Source organism: Rhizobium jaguaris (genome assembly GCF_003627755.1).
GTDB classification, from domain to species: domain Bacteria; phylum Pseudomonadota; class Alphaproteobacteria; order Rhizobiales; family Rhizobiaceae; genus Rhizobium; species Rhizobium jaguaris.
Genome location: NZ_CP032695.1, coordinates 1,051,138 through 1,067,368 on the forward strand (window position 1 = coordinate 1,051,138; position 16,231 = coordinate 1,067,368).

At 60.2% G+C, this 16,231-nt stretch carries 14 protein-coding genes, 1 pseudogene and 1 riboswitch; of the genes and pseudogenes, 7 read left to right on the top strand and 8 right to left on the bottom strand.

What is annotated here, in order from left to right; genetic code table 11:
* Positions 1-291: 291 nt before the first annotated feature.
* The 8 genes and pseudogenes from CCGE525_RS27170 to CCGE525_RS27205 form a co-directional block, all read right to left on the bottom strand.
* The gene (locus CCGE525_RS27170; protein ID WP_120707375.1) at positions 292-1,824 is read right to left on the bottom strand and encodes an FAD-dependent oxidoreductase; all 1,533 of its coding nucleotides are present in this window, start codon (positions 1,822-1,824) and stop codon (positions 292-294) included.
* 183 nt (positions 1,825-2,007) lie between these two features.
* On the bottom strand, positions 2,008-2,562 hold the full coding sequence (locus CCGE525_RS27175; RefSeq protein ID WP_342637457.1) for an RrF2 family transcriptional regulator: 555 nt from the start codon (positions 2,560-2,562) through the stop codon (positions 2,008-2,010).
* 38 nt (positions 2,563-2,600) lie between these two features.
* Positions 2,601-3,809, bottom strand: coding sequence for an NO-inducible flavohemoprotein (hmpA, locus tag CCGE525_RS27180; protein ID WP_120707377.1), 1,209 nt, complete (start codon positions 3,807-3,809; stop codon positions 2,601-2,603).
* Between the two features lie 232 nt (positions 3,810-4,041).
* Positions 4,042-4,596: pseudogene (locus tag CCGE525_RS27185) on the bottom strand (flotillin family protein); the annotation flags it as partial.
* A 35-nt stretch (positions 4,597-4,631) separates the two neighbouring features.
* Positions 4,632-5,585, bottom strand: coding sequence for a sugar-binding transcriptional regulator (locus CCGE525_RS27190; RefSeq protein ID WP_120707378.1), 954 nt, complete (start codon positions 5,583-5,585; stop codon positions 4,632-4,634).
* Between the two features lie 21 nt (positions 5,586-5,606).
* Positions 5,607-7,073 (bottom strand): FGGY family carbohydrate kinase, encoded by a 1,467-nt coding sequence (locus tag CCGE525_RS27195; protein WP_120707379.1) that lies wholly within the window; start codon positions 7,071-7,073, stop codon positions 5,607-5,609.
* A 64-nt stretch (positions 7,074-7,137) separates the two neighbouring features.
* Entirely contained in the window at positions 7,138-8,094 is a 957-nt protein-coding gene (locus tag CCGE525_RS27200; RefSeq protein ID WP_120707380.1) for a transketolase family protein, read from the bottom strand.
* Positions 8,094-8,903, bottom strand: a complete 810-nt coding sequence (locus CCGE525_RS27205) for a transketolase (RefSeq protein ID WP_120707381.1) — start codon at positions 8,901-8,903, stop codon at positions 8,094-8,096. The genes CCGE525_RS27200 and CCGE525_RS27205 overlap by 1 nt, the downstream gene beginning before the upstream one ends.
* A 210-nt stretch (positions 8,904-9,113) precedes the next feature.
* Between CCGE525_RS27205 and CCGE525_RS27210 the strand changes: the two genes are divergently transcribed.
* From CCGE525_RS27210 to ribB, 7 genes are all read left to right on the top strand, one after another.
* The gene (locus CCGE525_RS27210; protein WP_120707382.1) at positions 9,114-10,097 is read left to right on the top strand and encodes an ABC transporter permease; all 984 of its coding nucleotides are present in this window, start codon (positions 9,114-9,116) and stop codon (positions 10,095-10,097) included.
* Positions 10,098-10,213: 116 nt separating this feature from the next.
* A complete protein-coding gene (locus CCGE525_RS27215; RefSeq protein ID WP_120707383.1) occupies positions 10,214-11,143 on the top strand; it encodes a sugar ABC transporter substrate-binding protein in 930 nt (309 codons plus the stop codon).
* A gap of 27 nt (positions 11,144-11,170) precedes the next feature.
* Positions 11,171-12,649, top strand: coding sequence for a sugar ABC transporter ATP-binding protein (locus CCGE525_RS27220; RefSeq protein WP_120707384.1), 1,479 nt, complete (start codon positions 11,171-11,173; stop codon positions 12,647-12,649).
* A gap of 22 nt (positions 12,650-12,671) precedes the next feature.
* Positions 12,672-13,460 carry an SDR family oxidoreductase gene (locus tag CCGE525_RS27225; RefSeq protein ID WP_120707385.1) on the top strand — a complete coding sequence of 263 codons (789 nt, stop codon included), beginning with the start codon at positions 12,672-12,674 and terminating at the stop codon, positions 13,458-13,460.
* A 4-nt stretch (positions 13,461-13,464) separates the two neighbouring features.
* Positions 13,465-14,202 carry a triose-phosphate isomerase gene (gene tpiA / locus CCGE525_RS27230; protein ID WP_120707386.1) on the top strand — a complete coding sequence of 246 codons (738 nt, stop codon included), beginning with the start codon at positions 13,465-13,467 and terminating at the stop codon, positions 14,200-14,202.
* Between the two features lie 74 nt (positions 14,203-14,276).
* A complete protein-coding gene (locus CCGE525_RS27235) occupies positions 14,277-15,059 on the top strand; it encodes a glucose 1-dehydrogenase (protein WP_120707387.1) in 783 nt (260 codons plus the stop codon).
* A 106-nt stretch (positions 15,060-15,165) separates the two neighbouring features.
* A riboswitch (FMN riboswitch) is annotated at positions 15,166-15,310 on the top strand.
* A 117-nt stretch (positions 15,311-15,427) separates the two neighbouring features.
* A complete protein-coding gene (gene ribB / locus CCGE525_RS27240) occupies positions 15,428-16,054 on the top strand; it encodes a 3,4-dihydroxy-2-butanone-4-phosphate synthase (protein ID WP_120707388.1) in 627 nt (208 codons plus the stop codon).
* The last annotated feature ends 177 nt before the right edge of the window (positions 16,055-16,231 follow it).

The following is a 16,231-nucleotide window of genomic DNA, read 5'->3' on the forward strand; positions in this document are numbered from 1 at the left end:
AGAATTCGATCATGTTCGCCCGGATCTGGCACCGGCTACCGGGTTGCCTGATTGATGAATCCAGCGGATCAAGCCCACCGATTTAGCTGAGCGAAAGGTCCTTCATGTTCTGAAGAGCACTCCCCGCCGCTCGCTGCCTCTGTGATGGTGTGTAACGCGCTGGAAAGTTGGTTTGCCGCCATGAAATAGACGAAGACGCGAACCTTCCGGCAGCAGAACAAGCCGGAATAACGTCTTAATCCGTTTCGGCTTCTCACGGGCGACAGTCATGCTGCATGAGCCCATCATACCTCAGGCCTTGCTCTGCTCCATCGCCAGTTCTGCCTGCAGGCTTTCGGTATCGCGGAAGATCGTGACAACCGCCAGAACCTGTCCGCCACGCTTGAAGCGCAGGAGGCAGTCCTTCGCAGCAATGTCGCCCTCGACCTCGATTGTGTCCCATCCTTCGGCATGGCCAACATAGTTGATCGGAATGTCGTAATGCTGGCTCCAGAAGAACGGCACATCCGTGAACTTCTGCCGGTGTCCGAGCATGTTGAGCGCCGCAGCAGCACCCTGCCTCTGCGCCACCACCCAGTGCTCCACCCTGATGTTCTCACCGCTGTGAGGGTCGGGCCACCGCGCGATATCGCCGGCCGCATATATTCCAGGCACGCTGGTCTCGAGATAGGCATCGACCAGGACGCCACGATCGGTGGCGAGACCGGCTGCTTCGGCGAGATCGAGCCGCGGCCGCACGCCGATGCCGGCAACGACCATGTCAGCGGCCAGGGTACTGCCGCTGCTCAGCAGGACGTCGCCCGCGCCGATGCTCGCCGCGGTGTCCCCTAGGTGGAAGATAACGCCATTTTCCTCATGCAGGGCACGAATGAAATCGCCCATTTGGGACCCAAGCACCCGTTCCATCGGCCGTTCCTCGGGCGCCACAACATGCACTTCGACGCCGCGGGTTCGAAGTGATGCGGCAACCTCGAGGCCGATGAAGCTGGCGCCGAGCACGACAGCGGACCGCGCCGCACCGGCCTGCGCGATAATCCTGCGGCTGTCGGCAAGCGAGCGCAGCGTGTGGACATGAGGCTGGCTGGCGCCGGGTATGGTCAGGTGCACCGGCTCGGCACCGGTCGCGAGCAGCAATTTGTCGAAGCCGACCCGTGTCCCATCGGCGAGCACGACCTCGCTGGCACCGACGTCGATGCCGGTAACCTTGGTTCCGAGGCGCAGGTCGATGCCGTTCTTGGCATAAAAACCTTCACTGCGAAGCGGGATCCAGTCTTCGGGAGCCTTGCCTGCGAGATAGTCCTTCGAAAGGTTGGGGCGGTCGACGGGCGGTGCCTCGTCGTCACTGATCATGACAATGTCGCCCTGATATTGTTCACGACGCAATCTCTCGGCTGCGGCAAACCCGGCAGCGCCACCGCCGATGATGACGATCCCTTCCGGAGGGGGCCCGGCATTGCTGTCGCGCGGGGCCGGCGACGGTTTTTTGCGCTTCTCGCCAACGAAAATCCTTCCGTCGCGCTGCTCGACCGACCAGCAAGCGAGCGGTGATAGCGCAGGCGCGCGCAGGGCCGCTCCGGTGCGCAGGTCGAAGCAGGCGTGATGCCAGGGACAGCGGACGCTGTCGTCGGCGACGAGGCCGTCGACCAGTGGCCCGCCATAGTGCGAACAGGTGGCGCCAACCGCGAAAATCTCTGCTCCGCGCCGTACCAGAAGCACGGGCTCGCCGTCGCGATGGCCGACAAGCTTGCCGCCATCAGGAAGATCGGTGAGCGCGATGCCGAGGGCCAGATCGGGTCCGCTCGGATTTGAATGGTTACCGGCCATTTTCTCCTCCCTCAAAGGGCAGCTACCGCTATCGTCCTTGTGATGCTCTGTTACCCGCCAGGCAGCTTCACCTGAATTTTCCGCTATTCCAACGCTTAGGCAAATGAATTTGGCAGACAGGCGCGCGGAATTTAGGTGGCGAAGCCAGGCCCGAGTTGTTCTCGCATCACAAATGAACGGCATTCAGCTCGTTTTGTTCATCGTGGATGCGGTCAATGAGCTCCTTCGCTTTGACTTGGCAAATCGCTCTGGGGAACCCGCGGCGTCGATGCTCAGAAGCTGTCGCAGCGCCGCAGTCGGCCCGATGAGGTCCTTCAGCGTGTAGCCGTCCAAAACGTCAAGAAAGGCTGCCGCTGCCGTTGCGAGCGCGCGCTTAAGCACGCAGGCGGGCATGACCACGCAGGCATTGCCGGCTTCTGCCTCCATACATGGAACCAGAGCGAAGTCCGGCTCGCAGGCCCGAACAATTTCCCCGACCGTGATTGCCGACGCCTCACGGGCCAGGCGCATTCCGCCCTGACGCCCCCGCACTGTTTCAACCATGCCTTTTTTTCCGAGTTCGTGGGTGATCTTCATCAGATGGGCCTTGGAAATACCGTAGGCCGCTGCCACGCCGTCGATCGTGGACAAGCTGTCGTCCTTGCGGAGACTGAGATACATCATCAGCCGCAACGCATAGTCGGAATGAACTGTTAGCCGCATGAACTTCCTCCCGAATCCCTCGTAGCATAATAGCATCAGGCGGCGGAGCGAACTCCAGCCGCCTGACGCTCGTCTTAAGCTGCCAGTTCGTCGGCTGGGCCGAAGAACTCGTAGTGGATCCTGTCTTTGGAGACACCCGCCTTGGCCAGGCCATTGACGAAGGTCGCGAGAAACGGCTTTGGTCCGCAGAGATAGATATCGGCTTCCTTCAGCGGCGTGTTCTCGGCAAGCCATTCGAGGGTAACAAAGCCTTCCTGGTCGTAGTGAACGCCCTTCCGATCGTCGGAGTGCGGCGTGCGATAGAAGATCGCAGACCTCATGCCGTCTCGACCGAAGGTGAGCTTGCGAACATGCTCGCCCATTGCATGGACCTTGCCGTCCTCCGCGCCGTGAACGTAATAAACATTCGCAACGCTCTCTTTTGCCACTATGTCTTCCAGCATGCTTACCATCGGCGTCAGGCCGACGCCGCCGCTCAGCAAGACCACCGGCCGCGACGTATCTTCCTTGAGGAAGAAGTCACCCGCCGGCGGTGCAACCTCGAGTACATCACCCACGGTCACTTCATTATGCAGATAATTCGAAATCAGGCCCGAGGGCTCGCGCTTGACGGAAATTCTGTATGTCTCGCCGTTTGGAGCAGAGGAAATGCTGTAGTTGCGCCGGTACTCACCCTTTCCGGGCACCGCGATCCGGAAAGTCAGATACTGGCCTGGGCGATGGCGGATGACCGGCCCGTTATCTTCCGGCTTTAGGACGAAGGAGGTGATGATATCGCTCTCCCGACGCTTGTCTGCAACGCGGAAGCGGCGCCAGCCGGACCATCCGCCTTCAGCAGAAACTAGCTCTTCGTAGACCTGCTTTTCCCTGCCGATCAGGATATCTGCCAGGAACCAGTAGGCCTCGCCCCAAGCAGCAAGCACTTCGTCAGTTGCGGCCTCGCCAAGAACCTGCTTGATGGCGGCGAGCAGCGCGTTGGCGACGTGCGGATAATGATGCGGATGGATCTGAAGGCCCACATGCTTTTGCGCGATCCGCTCAACCGCCGGCCCGAGCACTCCGAGGTTGTCGATATTTTGCGCATAGGCAAGGATCGCCTGCGCCAACGCCTTCGTTTGCCCGCCGCCTTCGCCTTGGTGGGACTGGTTGAAGAGGTTACGAACCTCTTCGTCCTTGAAAAGCTGGACGTACATGGCGGCAGTGATCTCTGTGCCGTGGGCCGCAAGTGCGGGCACGGTCGCCTGCACGATTGCCTTGGTTGCCGCGCTCAATTCTCTGGCCATTTCTCGGATCTCCGTGATTTTGATAATAGCGGCCACCGATTTATGGTTTAAAACATATATCGACAATATATCTTTTAGCCTTTGGGCTGTCCTGTGCGGTTCTGTCACAGGCGGGTAGAGCGCAAACTAGCGATCGTCGCCGTTCCTTGTCCGACGCTGATAAAGGGAGCCGCTGGCAGTCGGTCCGCGAGGCAGGATGCAAAATGGGCCGGCATAACCGGCCCATCCACAATCAATTCTGCTCGACGGGCGCCGGCACCGCAAACGGCGGACCCCGCCGTCCGAGCCGGTCGGCGACCAGCATCGACAGCATCATTTCCACGAGACCATTGGTGGCACCCTTCTCGCCGCCGGAAGCGCCGATCTGGATCTGCGGCACGAGCGGCAGCCTGCCGTTTTCGATCGCCTCGCCGAAGCGCATGAGAACCTGCGAGTTGAGCTGATAGTCCGGCCCACCGAAGGCCGCGACCTTCTTCTCGGTAACCTCGGCTTCCGCCAGACCGACGGCGCGCACCTTTTCAGCATCTGCAAAACCGGTCGCCTTGACGCGTTCGGCATCGGCAAGCGCGACGGCCTTGATCCAGTCAGCCTCGCCGAGGCCCGCGAGGCGCACCTTCTCTGCCTCTGCCTGCTGGCGGGTGCGGGCGAGTTGCGCCTTACCCTCGTTCTCCCTGATCTCGATGGTGAGCGCGGACGTCGTGATCTTGGCCTGCTGTTCGGCGAGCGCTTCCTTCTCGCGCAATGTGCGCTCCTGGATCGCAGCCGCCTCCTGCAATTTATACTTCTCAGCTAAGACGTCTAATCTATCGCCGTTGTATCAGTCTAGTAGTTGATTAATCGCTCAGCTGTGAACTTGTCGGTGACGAGCATGTCAATGACACCTATCCGGAGAGCTCCGGCAATAGCGGCTGTCTTCTTTGCGCCACCCGCCAGAGCAATGACGCGATCAACCCGATTCAAGTCCTCAATGGGGAGGCCGATGACCCGATCGTCGAGGGGAGTTTTGACCAAACCGCCATTCTTGTCGAAGAACCGGAGAGAGATATCCCCAACCGCACCAGCGTCTGCCAGATCGGCCAACTCACGGGACGAAAAGATGTTTCCAGATCGTGCCAGCAGTTCGGATGGTTCAACCCCACCAATGCCGACGATGGCAAGCGAAATGCTGCCGAAGAGATCCATGGTCTCGCGAACAAAGGGATCGGCCTGCATCAGGAGCTTGGCTTCACGCGAGCTGGTGACGCCCTGCACAGGCAAGAGCTTCGGCTCTGCACCGGTCAGTCGCGCAAGTCGTGTCGTGAGCTGCGTGGCGTGCGTCTGTACGGACGGGTCACCCATGCCTCCAAGCGTCTGAACGACATATTTTGCCTGGGCGCTTTTTTGCGGATGGATGTTTTCGACCATCTTGAAGATCGTCTGGCTCCAGCTTGACACACCGATGATCTCGCCGGGTGAAAGCGTGACCTCGAGCAAATGGGCTGCCGCTTCGCCGATGCGGGCCATGATGGCGGCGTCCCGGTCCTCGGTGCATTCCACAACGATGGCTTCTGGCAGCTGGAATTTGTCGCGCAGTCCGCCTTCAAGTTCGCTATAGGTCCCGACAGGAGGAATGACGCTCGTGCGGACGATGTCTTCCGCTTCGGCTCGCTTCAGCATCCGTGACACTGTTGCCTGGGAAAGGCGCAGGTGCTCGGCGATCTCCGCCTGCCGTCGCCCTTCGATGTGATACATCTGCGCCACTCTTGAAATCAGGCGGAGTTCGTTGAGACGGGACATGAGCAATTCCGGCTTGAATTTTTATTCACATTTAGCCGGTGTCGGTCGCCACGTCGAGCGGGCCAGCGCATCATTCCACGTCTTCAGAAGACTGCTCCGATCGATCTCTTCGGGGTTGATCACCCGAGAGCTTCTCGGGAGCGCCTCGATCGTTTCGAGATCTTTCCACAGTCCGAGCGAAAGCCCCGCGAGATAGGCAGCTCCGAGGGCGGAAGCCTCGGGAGCCTCGCACTGGATGACGGCATGCCCGATGAGGTTGGAAACGCACTGCATCAGAAAGCGGTTCTGGCTCGGGCCGCCATCAACGTAGAGGGCGCCGAGTTGGCCGCCGCTCTGGGCGCGCATCGCGGCGATCACGTCATGAACCTGGAAGGCGATCGAATCCGTTACCGAGCGGGCCATTTGCGCGCGGGTCGTCGCGAAGTTGATTTGTGAAAATAGCGCGCGGGCGTCGGAGTTCCAGTAGGGTGCGCCGAGGCCAACGAAGGCCGGCAAGAAACCCGGTCCGCCCGGCTCGGCGGTTGCTGCGAGATCGACGAGTGCCGCCACGTCCGCAAGACCCAGGATACCCGCCATCCAGGGAAGGCTTGCGGCGGAAACGAGGATATTGCCCTCAAAGGCAAAGGTCGGCGCGCCTGCGATGCGCCACGCGACCGTCGTGGTAATGCCGTTGCGCGGCGCAATAAAGCGCGGCAGTGTCGTCATGACCGATGATCCGGTCCCGAACGTTACCTTTCCATCGCCCGGCTGGAAGGCGCCATGGCCGAAAAGGGCTGCATGGCTGTCGCCGATTGCGGAGCGGATCGGCGTGCCATCGGCAATGCCGGGAAGTCCTCGCGTCGCGCCGAAATCGGCGGAACTATCGAGCACTTCGGGAAGCTGGTTGATATCGACGCCGAAGATTTCGCCGAGTTCTTCGCTCCAGACCTGACCCTGCAGGTCGAACAATTGGCTTCGGGCTGCATTGGAAGCGTCGCAGACATGGCGGCGGCCACCCGTCAGGCATTGAATGAGCCAGCTGTCGATCGTCCCGAGACGCACCCGGCGTCCCGCCGGAACACGATCGAGCAGCCAGCGGAATTTTGAGCCGGGAAACATCGGGTCGAGGGGCAAGCCGGTCAGCGCCTGCACGCGGTCCAGATGCCCTTCGGCTATCAGGCGCTCACAGTCAGGCGCGGTGCGGCGGCATTGCCAGCTGAGTACAGGACCGAGCGCTTCACCGGTTTCGCCGTCCCACATGGTAACGGATTCGCGCTGGTTGGAGACCGCGATGGCCTCGACGCTCGCGCCGGAAGCATTTTTCAGGCAGGTCTCGATCGCCTCGCAGACGGAGGCAAAAATCCGGCGGGGATCCTGTTCGACCCAGCCAGGCTGTGGATAGGAAATGCCGACCGCTGCCGAGCCCCTAGCGATGACCTCGCCGGTTTCGGAAACAAGAACTGCCTTCGAATTGGTGGTGCCCTGGTCGATCGCCAGAATAGCCCGCATCATCTTCTCCTCGAACGAATGGCCGGGGCGGATGCGCGCCCCAGCTCAAAGACCTGCTACCAGATTATTTGCGCTTGATAAGCGCAACAGCGGCATCGGCGATTGCGGTCGGCGCCATGCCGAACTCGTCGAGGAGGAATTCGGCGGAGCCGGTGGGCGCATAGACGCCGGGCACGCCAAGGCGCTTCATCGGCACAGGCGCGTTGTCAACGACGACTTCGGCGACAGCCGATCCGAGGCCGCCGAAGATGGAATGTTCTTCAGCCGTCACGATTGCGCCCGTTTCCTTCGCCGCAGCGATAATGGCATTCTCGTCGATCGGACGAACGGTTGCCATGTTCAAGACGCGCGCCGAAATACCGCGCTCGGCCAGGACGTCAGCAGCCTTCAACACGCGATGGGTCAAAGTGCCGTTGGCAATCAGCGTCACGTCGGTACCACCACGCAGCAGGTTCGCCTTGCCAAGCTCGAATTTGTGGCCTTCCGGCAGAAGGTCGGGTACGCCGACGCGCGACAGGCGCAGGAAGCAGGGGCCATTGTAGCTTGCGGCCCATTCGACGGCAGCCGCCGTCTCGATGCGGTCACAAGGCGCAATCACCGGCAGGTTGGGCAGGACACGTGTCCAGGCAAAATCCTCGATCGAATGATGGGTTGGGCCGAGTTCGCCGTAGGCCATGCCCGAGGAAATACCGACGAGCTTGACATTGGCGTTCGAGTAGGAAATGTCGGCCTTGATCTGCTCGAGCGACCGGCCGGTCAGGAACGGCGAAGCACCACAGATATACGGCAGACGTCCGCCATTGGCGAGACCGGCTCCGACGCCGACCATGTTCTGTTCGGCGATGCCAACGTTGACGAGGCGGTCGGGAAATTTCGACTTGAAACCGCCGAGCTTAGACGAGCCGACGGAGTCGTTGCAAACGGCGACGATGCTTTCGTTATCGGACGCCAAGCGCTCGAGCGTCGCGGCGAAGGCATCACGGCAGTCATACAGCTTCGGTGGGGTTACGGGCGCGTTCATTAGAGTGCCTCCGACAGTTCTGCCAATGCGGTTTCATACTGTTCCTTGCTCGGAACCTTGTGGTGCCAGTCGACCCGATCCTGCATGAACGAAATGCCATGGCCCTTGTTCGTGTGCGCCACAATGCAGTGCGGACGGTCGCCGCGATGTTCGAGGGCCGGTACGATGGCGTGCATGTCATTGCCGTTGATTTCGCTGACTTCCCAGCCGAAGGCCTCAAGCTTCGGGCGAAGAGGGGCAAGATCGTTGGTGTCCGACAGTGAAGCGCCCTGCTGGAACCTGTTGTGGTCGATAATCAGCGTGAGATTATCCAGGCGGAACTGGTATGCCGCCATGATGGCTTCCCAGTTGGAGCCTTCCTGCATCTCGCCGTCACCGGTGATGACATAGGTGTGATATCTTGCGCCCGAGAGTTTTGCGGCCTTAGCCATGCCGACAGCCACGGGCAGCCCGTGTCCAAGTGGGCCGGTATTTGTCTCGACGCCCGGCACCTTATTGCAGTTCGGATGGCCGTTCAGGCGGGAGTGAGGTTTCAGGAAGGTCGAGATTTCCTCTTCCGGAATGAAGCCGCGCTTGGCAAGCGCGACATAAAGCGCGCAGGCCGTGTGGCCCTTCGAAAGCACGAACCTGTCGCGATCGGGATGTTTTGGCTGGTCGGGCCAGACACGCAGAACGCGGAAGTATAGCGCAGTGAGAAGATCGATCACCGACATCTCGCCACCAATGTGGCCGGCACCCGCCTCATAGACGGCCTGGAGGTCGCGCAGGCGTATCTGGCGAGCAACACGTTCAAGTTCGGAAGGCTCCATCGTTTCCTCTGAATAAATATTCACATATAGATATTTTTGCACAGACGGCGACTTAGTCAAGTCCCCCCTTGATCGTTATGCCCGATCTTTCGTCAGAAAAGTCGATTGACACCATCCAAGCAAGTTGTTAATGAATTTTTCGGCAGGCATGAATATTTATTCTTGCTTGATGGAATATTGGCCGCCGGCCTTAATCTTCAGGGAGGAACGATGGTGGCGATCGACGTGAATGAACAGAGCCGCCCGTCTGGCGCATGGGTCAGCAAACTCACCGGAGCGACCGGCCCACTATTCGGCCTTCTTTTGCTCTGTCTTTTCCTGACCTTCAGCACCGATGCATTTCTCTCGGTTCGCAACGGACTGAACATTCTCGATCAGATCACCGTGCTCGGTATTATGGCGGTCGGAATGACTTTCGTGATCCTGATCGGCGGTATCGACCTCTCGGTCGGCTCGGTTCTGGCGCTTGCGATGATGGTGATGGGGTGGACCGCGAATGTCGCAGGTCTGCCGCTTGGCGTCGGCATAGCTGTTGCTCTCGCAGCCTCGATGATCAGCGGTCTCATTGTCGGCATCATGGTCACCTGGTTCAGGGTTCCGGCCTTTATCGCCACTCTCGCGATGATGTCGGCCGCGCGTGGCGTGGCGAACATGATCACTGACGGTCAGCAGATCGTCGGCTTCCCCGACTGGTTCATGATGCTGGCGATCGACCGCCATTTCGGCATCCTGACCGCAACGGTCTTTCTAATGCTTGCCGTCGCGGCTGCTGCTTGGGTTTTCCTACACTTCCGCTCGGAAGGCCGCATGCTCTACGCGGTCGGCGGCAATCCCGAGGTCGCGCGCCTTGCCGGCATCAACGTCCAGCTCGTCACAATCCTTGTCTATGTTGTCAGCGCGGTTCTGGCCGGCCTTGCTGGCATCGTTCTTGCCGCCCGTCTCGACTCCGCCCAGCCGTCCAGCGGCTTCGGCTATGAACTCGACACAATCGCGGCCGTTGTCATCGGCGGCACCTCGCTGTCGGGAGGTGCTGGTGGCATTGGCGGAACGCTGATTGGCGTCCTGATCATCGGCGTCCTGCGCAACGGCCTTAACCTGCTCAACGTCTCACCCTTCCTGCAGCAGGTCATCATCGGTGTCGTGATTGTTCTGGCTGTTGGTGCGGAGACAATCCGCAAGCGGCGGGCTGCCTGATCATTCGGCCCGCAGACAATGCGGGCCGCTAGGAATTCCTCTCCGAAAGGTTTGGAGCGGATCTATTGCCCGAGGGGGAGGATACCCAAGGGTTCACTAACAACGGAGGAACTGACATGAAATTTGCGCGCATTCTGCTCGCGTCTGCCGCCCTGCTTGGCCTCAGCCTCGGATCCGTTCACGCGGCCGAAGTCAAGAAACTCGGTCTTGCCGTCGCCAATCTGCAAGCAAACTTCTTCAACCAGATCAAACAGTCTGTCGAAGACGAAGCCAAGAAGCGGGGTATCCAGGTCGTCACAGTCGACGCCAAGGGTGACGGCCCGACCCAGGTCAACCAGATCCAGGACCTTCTGACCCAGAACATCGATGCCCTGATCTACATCCCGGCCGGCGCTGCTGCAGCCACCGTTCCGGTCAAGCTTGCTAAGCAGGCCGGCATTCCGGTCGTCAACGTCGACCGCAATGCCGACGGCGCTCCCGGCGATACCTTCCTGGCAACGGATTCCGTCGCCTCCGCCAAGGCCGTTTGTGACTACATCCTCAAGGAAGCCGGCGGCAAGGGCAAGATGGTCATCATCCATGGCCAGAAGGGCACCACGCCTGAGCTCGACCGCACCAAGGGTTGCCAGGAATCACTGAAGGCCTATCCGAACGTCAAGGTCGTCGCCGAGCAGTATTCCAACAACTGGTTCCAGGACGAAGGCTTCCAGATCATGCAGAACATGCTGCAGGCCAATCCGGATGTCTCGATCGTCTTCGGTCAGGCAGACGCTCTTGCGCTTGGCGCTGCCCAGGCGATCAAGGTCGCAAACCCCTCGCAGAAGATCGTCGTCGGCGGTTTCGATGGTGATACCGCGGCCCTCGAAGCCCTCAGCAAGGGTGTCTTCGACGTGACGGCAACGCAGCAGACACAGAAGATGGGCCGCGACGCTGTCGCCAACGCGATCAAGCTCGTCGCCGGCGATAAGGTTCCGTCGGTCCAGCTTCTCGATGCGACTCTGACGACCAAGGAAAACGTGGCAGGCTTCATCGCCAACCATCCTTAATCAGTCGAAATCTCCAGGAGGTGTGCTATGACCGAACCGGTTCTTTCCCTGAGGGGCATATCCAAGCGCTATGGACCGCTCCAGGTTCTGAAGAATGTGGACCTGGACATCTATCCCGGCGAAGTGGTGGCACTTCTAGGCGAGAACGGCGCCGGCAAGTCGACGCTGTCTGGCATCATCGCTGGATCCCGCACACCTTCCGAGGGCACGATGACATGGCTGGGGCAGCCTTATGCCCCGGCCGCTCCTCGCGAGGCAATCGACAAGGGCGTCGTCCTTATCCATCAGGAACTGCAGCTCCTGCCGCATCTTTCGATTGCTGAAAATGTCTTCATCGGACGATGGCCGATGAAGAACGGTGTGGTCGACCGCACCCAAATGGTTCGCCGCGCCCAGGAACAGCTCGCGAGGCTGAACCTCCACATTCCCGCCACCCGAAAGGTTGCCGGGCTTTCGACGGCCAACCAGCAACTCATCGAGATCGCCAAGGCGCTGGCGCTCAATGCCAAGCTGCTGATCCTCGACGAGCCGACCGCAGCCCTCGGCGGGGCGGAGACGGAAGCCCTGTTCGAGCAGGTGCGCAAATTGCGCTCCGAGGGCGTCGGCATCATCTACATTTCCCATCGCATGGAAGAGATCAAGCAAATCACCGACCGTATCGTCGTGCTGCGCGACGGAGAGCGCGTGCATGAGTTTGCCGACAGCTCGACACCGGTGCGCACGATTGTCGAAAGCATGGTCGGCCGATCGCTCGATCGCATGTTTCCGACACTTCCCGAGCCGACAAGTCGGCCTGTGCTCGAAGTGTCCGGCCTGACGTCGCCGGATGAATCCTTCCGGGATGTGAGTTTTAAGGTTCATGCGGGCGAGATTCTCGGCATTGCCGGCCTCGTTGGCGCAGGTCGCACCGAACTTGTCCGCGCCATTTCGGGTGCCGATCCGATCAGCGCTGGCTCAATCAGGCTGGAGGGTCAGGTGCTGAAGCTGCGCAGCCCGGCGGATGCGATTGCCAGAGGCATCGTGATGGTGCCTGAAGACCGGAAAGAACAGGGCCTCGTCGTCGCGCACAGGATCAGTGAGAATATTATCTACGCCAATCTCGACAAGCTCGGCGGGCGCTGGATTACAGCAGGCGTGAAGCGTGTCATCGCCGAAACGGCGGTAGCGAAGTTCGGCGTCAAGGGGCGCGCGGAACAATTCGCCTCCGATCTCTCCGGCGGTAACCAGCAAAAGGTCGTCATCGCCAAATGGCTGATGCGTGACCCCAAGGTCGTGGTGCTGGACGAGCCGACACGCGGCATCGATGTGGGCGCCCGCGCGAGTATCTACGACATCATCGTCAACCTCGCCAAGCAGGGTGTCGCGGTCATCGTCGTGAGCTCCGATCTCGAGGAGGTTCTCGGCGTATCGAACCGCATTCTCGTGCTGGCGCAGGGCAAGCAGGCAGGCATTCTAAAGCGTGACCAGGCAAACGACGTCTCGGTCATGGAACTGGCGACAATCTAGGCAAAGACAGAAAGGAAGAGCGGTGTCCGACATCTCTCTAAATGCACCGAAACTATTTGACCTCAGTCGCGAGGTTGCCATTGTCACCGGCGCAGGAAGCGGCATCGGGCAAAGGATCGCAATCGGTCTTGCCCAGTGCGGCGCCGATGTCGCACTTCTCGATCGTCGCACCGATGACGGTCTTGCTACGACAGCCAGACACATCCGGGCTGCCGGCCGTCGTTCGATCGAGATCGCTGCCGACGTGACCAGCAAGACATCTTTGGCGGATGCCGTCGCCCGCACCGAAGCCGATCTCGGCGCTCTCTCGCTTGCGGTCAATGCGGCCGGTATCGCGAACGCCAATACCGCCGAGGAGATGGAAGAGGACCAGTACCAGACGCTGATGGACATCAATCTGAAGGGCGTCTTCCTGTCTTGCCAAGCCGAAGCGCGCGCGATGCTGAAGAACGGCCGTGGGTCGATCGTCAACATCGCGTCCATGTCCGGCGTCATCGTCAACCGCGGTCTAAGCCAGGCGCATTATAACGCCTCCAAGGCCGGCGTGATCCATATGTCCAAGTCGCTCGCCATGGAGTGGGTCGGTCGCGGCATCCGCGTCAACACGATTTCGCCAGGCTATACCGCAACACCGATGAACACCCGGCCGGAAATGGTACATCAGACCAAACTATTCGAGGAACAGACTCCGATGCAGCGCATGGCCAATGTCGACGAGATGGTAGGTCCTGCGGTCTTCCTGCTGTCGAATGCCGCAAGCTTCGTGACAGGCGTCGATCTGCTCGTCGACGGCGGCTTCTGCTGCTGGTGATGTCATGCGCAAGCTGATCGCAGGCAATTGGAAAATGAACGGTCTCGTCTCCTCCCAAGCCGAGATCGAGGCGCTGAAGGGACTGACGGGCAGTGCGACGTGCGATATCGTCGTCTGCCCGCCCTTCACGCTGATCGACCGCGCGGTAGAGCGGGCCAGGGATTCGAACCTCGCGATCGGCGCTCAGGATTGCCATGCGCGGCAGTCGGGTGCCCACACGGGCGACGTTTCTGCCGAAATGCTCGCCAATATCGGCGCGCGTTATGTCATCCTCGGCCATTCCGAGCGCCGCGTGTCCCACGGTGAAGACGATGGAATCATCCTTGCAAAGGCCGTCGCAGCGCATCGGGCGGGCTTGGTCGCGATCGTTTGTGTCGGTGAAACGCGACATGAGCGAGACGAGGGCAGGGCGATTGAAGTCGTCGGCGGGCAGCTCAGAGAATCCGTCCCCGAGGGAGCGACGAGCGCAAATCTCGTCATCGCCTATGAACCGGTCTGGGCGATCGGAACCGGGTTGGTGCCGACCAATGAACAGATCGAGGAGGTCCATGCCGCGATCCGGCAGATGCTCAAGGAGCGGCTGGGCAATGACGGCCAATCCGTCAAGATCCTCTACGGCGGCTCGGTCAAGGTATCCAATGCCGAAGCAATTTTCGGGCTTCGGAATGTGGACGGAGCGCTGGTCGGTGGCGCTTCGCTGAAGGCATCGGAATTTGCTGGGATTATTTCTGCGGCCATTTGAAGTCGGAGTGATGAGGCAAGTGTTGACGGCGCAGATCGGCGTGCCCACGCCGGCACTCTTGAAAGGAAAAGAGAATGCAACGTTTTGAAAACAAGACCGTCGTCATTACCGGCGCAAGCCGCGGCATCGGTGCAGCAATCGCCAAACGTTTTGCGCGCGAGGGCGCCAATCTCGTCGTTTCGGCCAATGAAGAGAGCGTGCATGGCGTGGCCGAACAGATCGAGGCCGATGGCGGGAAGGCAATCTCCTTCGTCGGCGACGTCACCGACAAGGCGAGTGTCAAGGCTCTCTATGACGCTGCCGAACAGGCATTCGGCGCTGTTGACGTCTCCATTCAGAACGCCGGCGTCATCACCATTGCCCGCATCGAGGACATGACCGAGGGTGAGTGGGACAAAGTCATGGCAGTCAACACCAAGGGCGTGTTCCTCTGCGCTCAGGAAGCGATCGCCCGCATGCGCGAGCATGGTCGCGGCGGCCGCATCATCAACACCGCCTCCGGCCAGGCGCGCGACGGCTTCATCTACACGCCACACTATGCCGCCTCGAAGATGGGTGTGGTCGGTATCACCCAGAGCCTTGCCAAGGAAGTCGCGACCGACGGCATCACCGTCAACGCTTTCTGCCCCGGCATCATCGAAACCGATATGTGGGCCTATAACGACCAGGCATGGGGCAAGCTGCTCGGCAATTACGGTCCCGGCGAACTTATGAAGGAATGGGTCGAGGGCATCCCGATGAAGCGCGCGGGATCGGGCGAAGATGTAGCCGGTCTTGTCACTTTTCTTGCAAGCGACGACGCGGCCTATATCACCGGACAGACCATCAATGTCGATGGCGGCCTGATCATGTCATAGCTTTATTCGACAATAGAGAACGGTGCTTTCACCCCTGCGAGCCAATTCTCTAAGAGAGATTGAGCGCCAGCCTCTTGCAGAACGAGGCCTTCATCATCTATCAAAGTAATGTTCTCAGGGCGGGGTGCAATTCCCCACCGGCGGTATCGAGGCAACTCGGAGCCCGCGAGCGCCTTTGTGAAAGCGAAGGGTCAGCAGATCCGGTGAGATGCCGGAGCCGACGGTCATAGTCCGGATGAAAGAGAGCAACGCAGAGGACGCCGCTCGGCAAGCGGGGTTTCGCATGCTTGTTCGCCCAAGGGAAAATGGTGGCTTTTGACAGGCCATGAATGCCGCACATCGCGGCTAACCCTTGAAAGGCAGAGAAGATGGCAATTTCCAAAATAGAAGATGCGATCGCCGCAATTGCGCGTGGCGAGATCGCGGTCGTCGTCGACGATCGCGACAGGGAAAACGAGGGCGACCTTGTCATCGCATCGGAAGCAATCACCCCGCAGGCTATCGCCTTCATGATGAATTACGCCCGCGGTCTCATTTGCGTGGCAATGGAGGGCGAACGGCTGGATGAACTGCAGATTCCGCTGATGGTGCCTAACAATACCGAGATGCTGAAGACCGCCTTCACCGTCTCGGTCGACTATATTCCCGAGACGACGACTGGCATTTCCGCCGCCGATCGTGCGGCAACGGTTCGTGCGCTGATGCGGAAGGGTTCCCGGCCTGAGGATTTTGCTCGACCCGGCCATATCTTCCCGCTGCGGGCGCATCCAGACGGTGTTCTCTCGCGTCCTGGGCACACCGAGGCGGCTGTCGATCTTGCGAGGCTAGCCGGTGTTTCCGCCTCGGGCGTTATCTGCGAGGTCGCGAACGACGACGGCACAATGGCCCGTCTGCCGGACCTTGAAGTGTTTGCGAAACGCCACGGCTTGCATCTGATCACGATCGAAGACCTGATCGCCTACAGGACCGCCAAGGCTGCCCAGAAGGCAGCCTGAGAGCAACATTGTTGGAGGGGATCCAATGTCTTTTGTCTTTCACGGCGATTGGCGATGTTGCATGCGTAATCCGCGATGCGAGCTGTGGAGCTTGCATCAACGGAAAGATCGCGCGATTCAATAACGCTAACATCCATAGGCGTTCTTCGCACCCGCTTAACCTGTCGTGACTGTCTT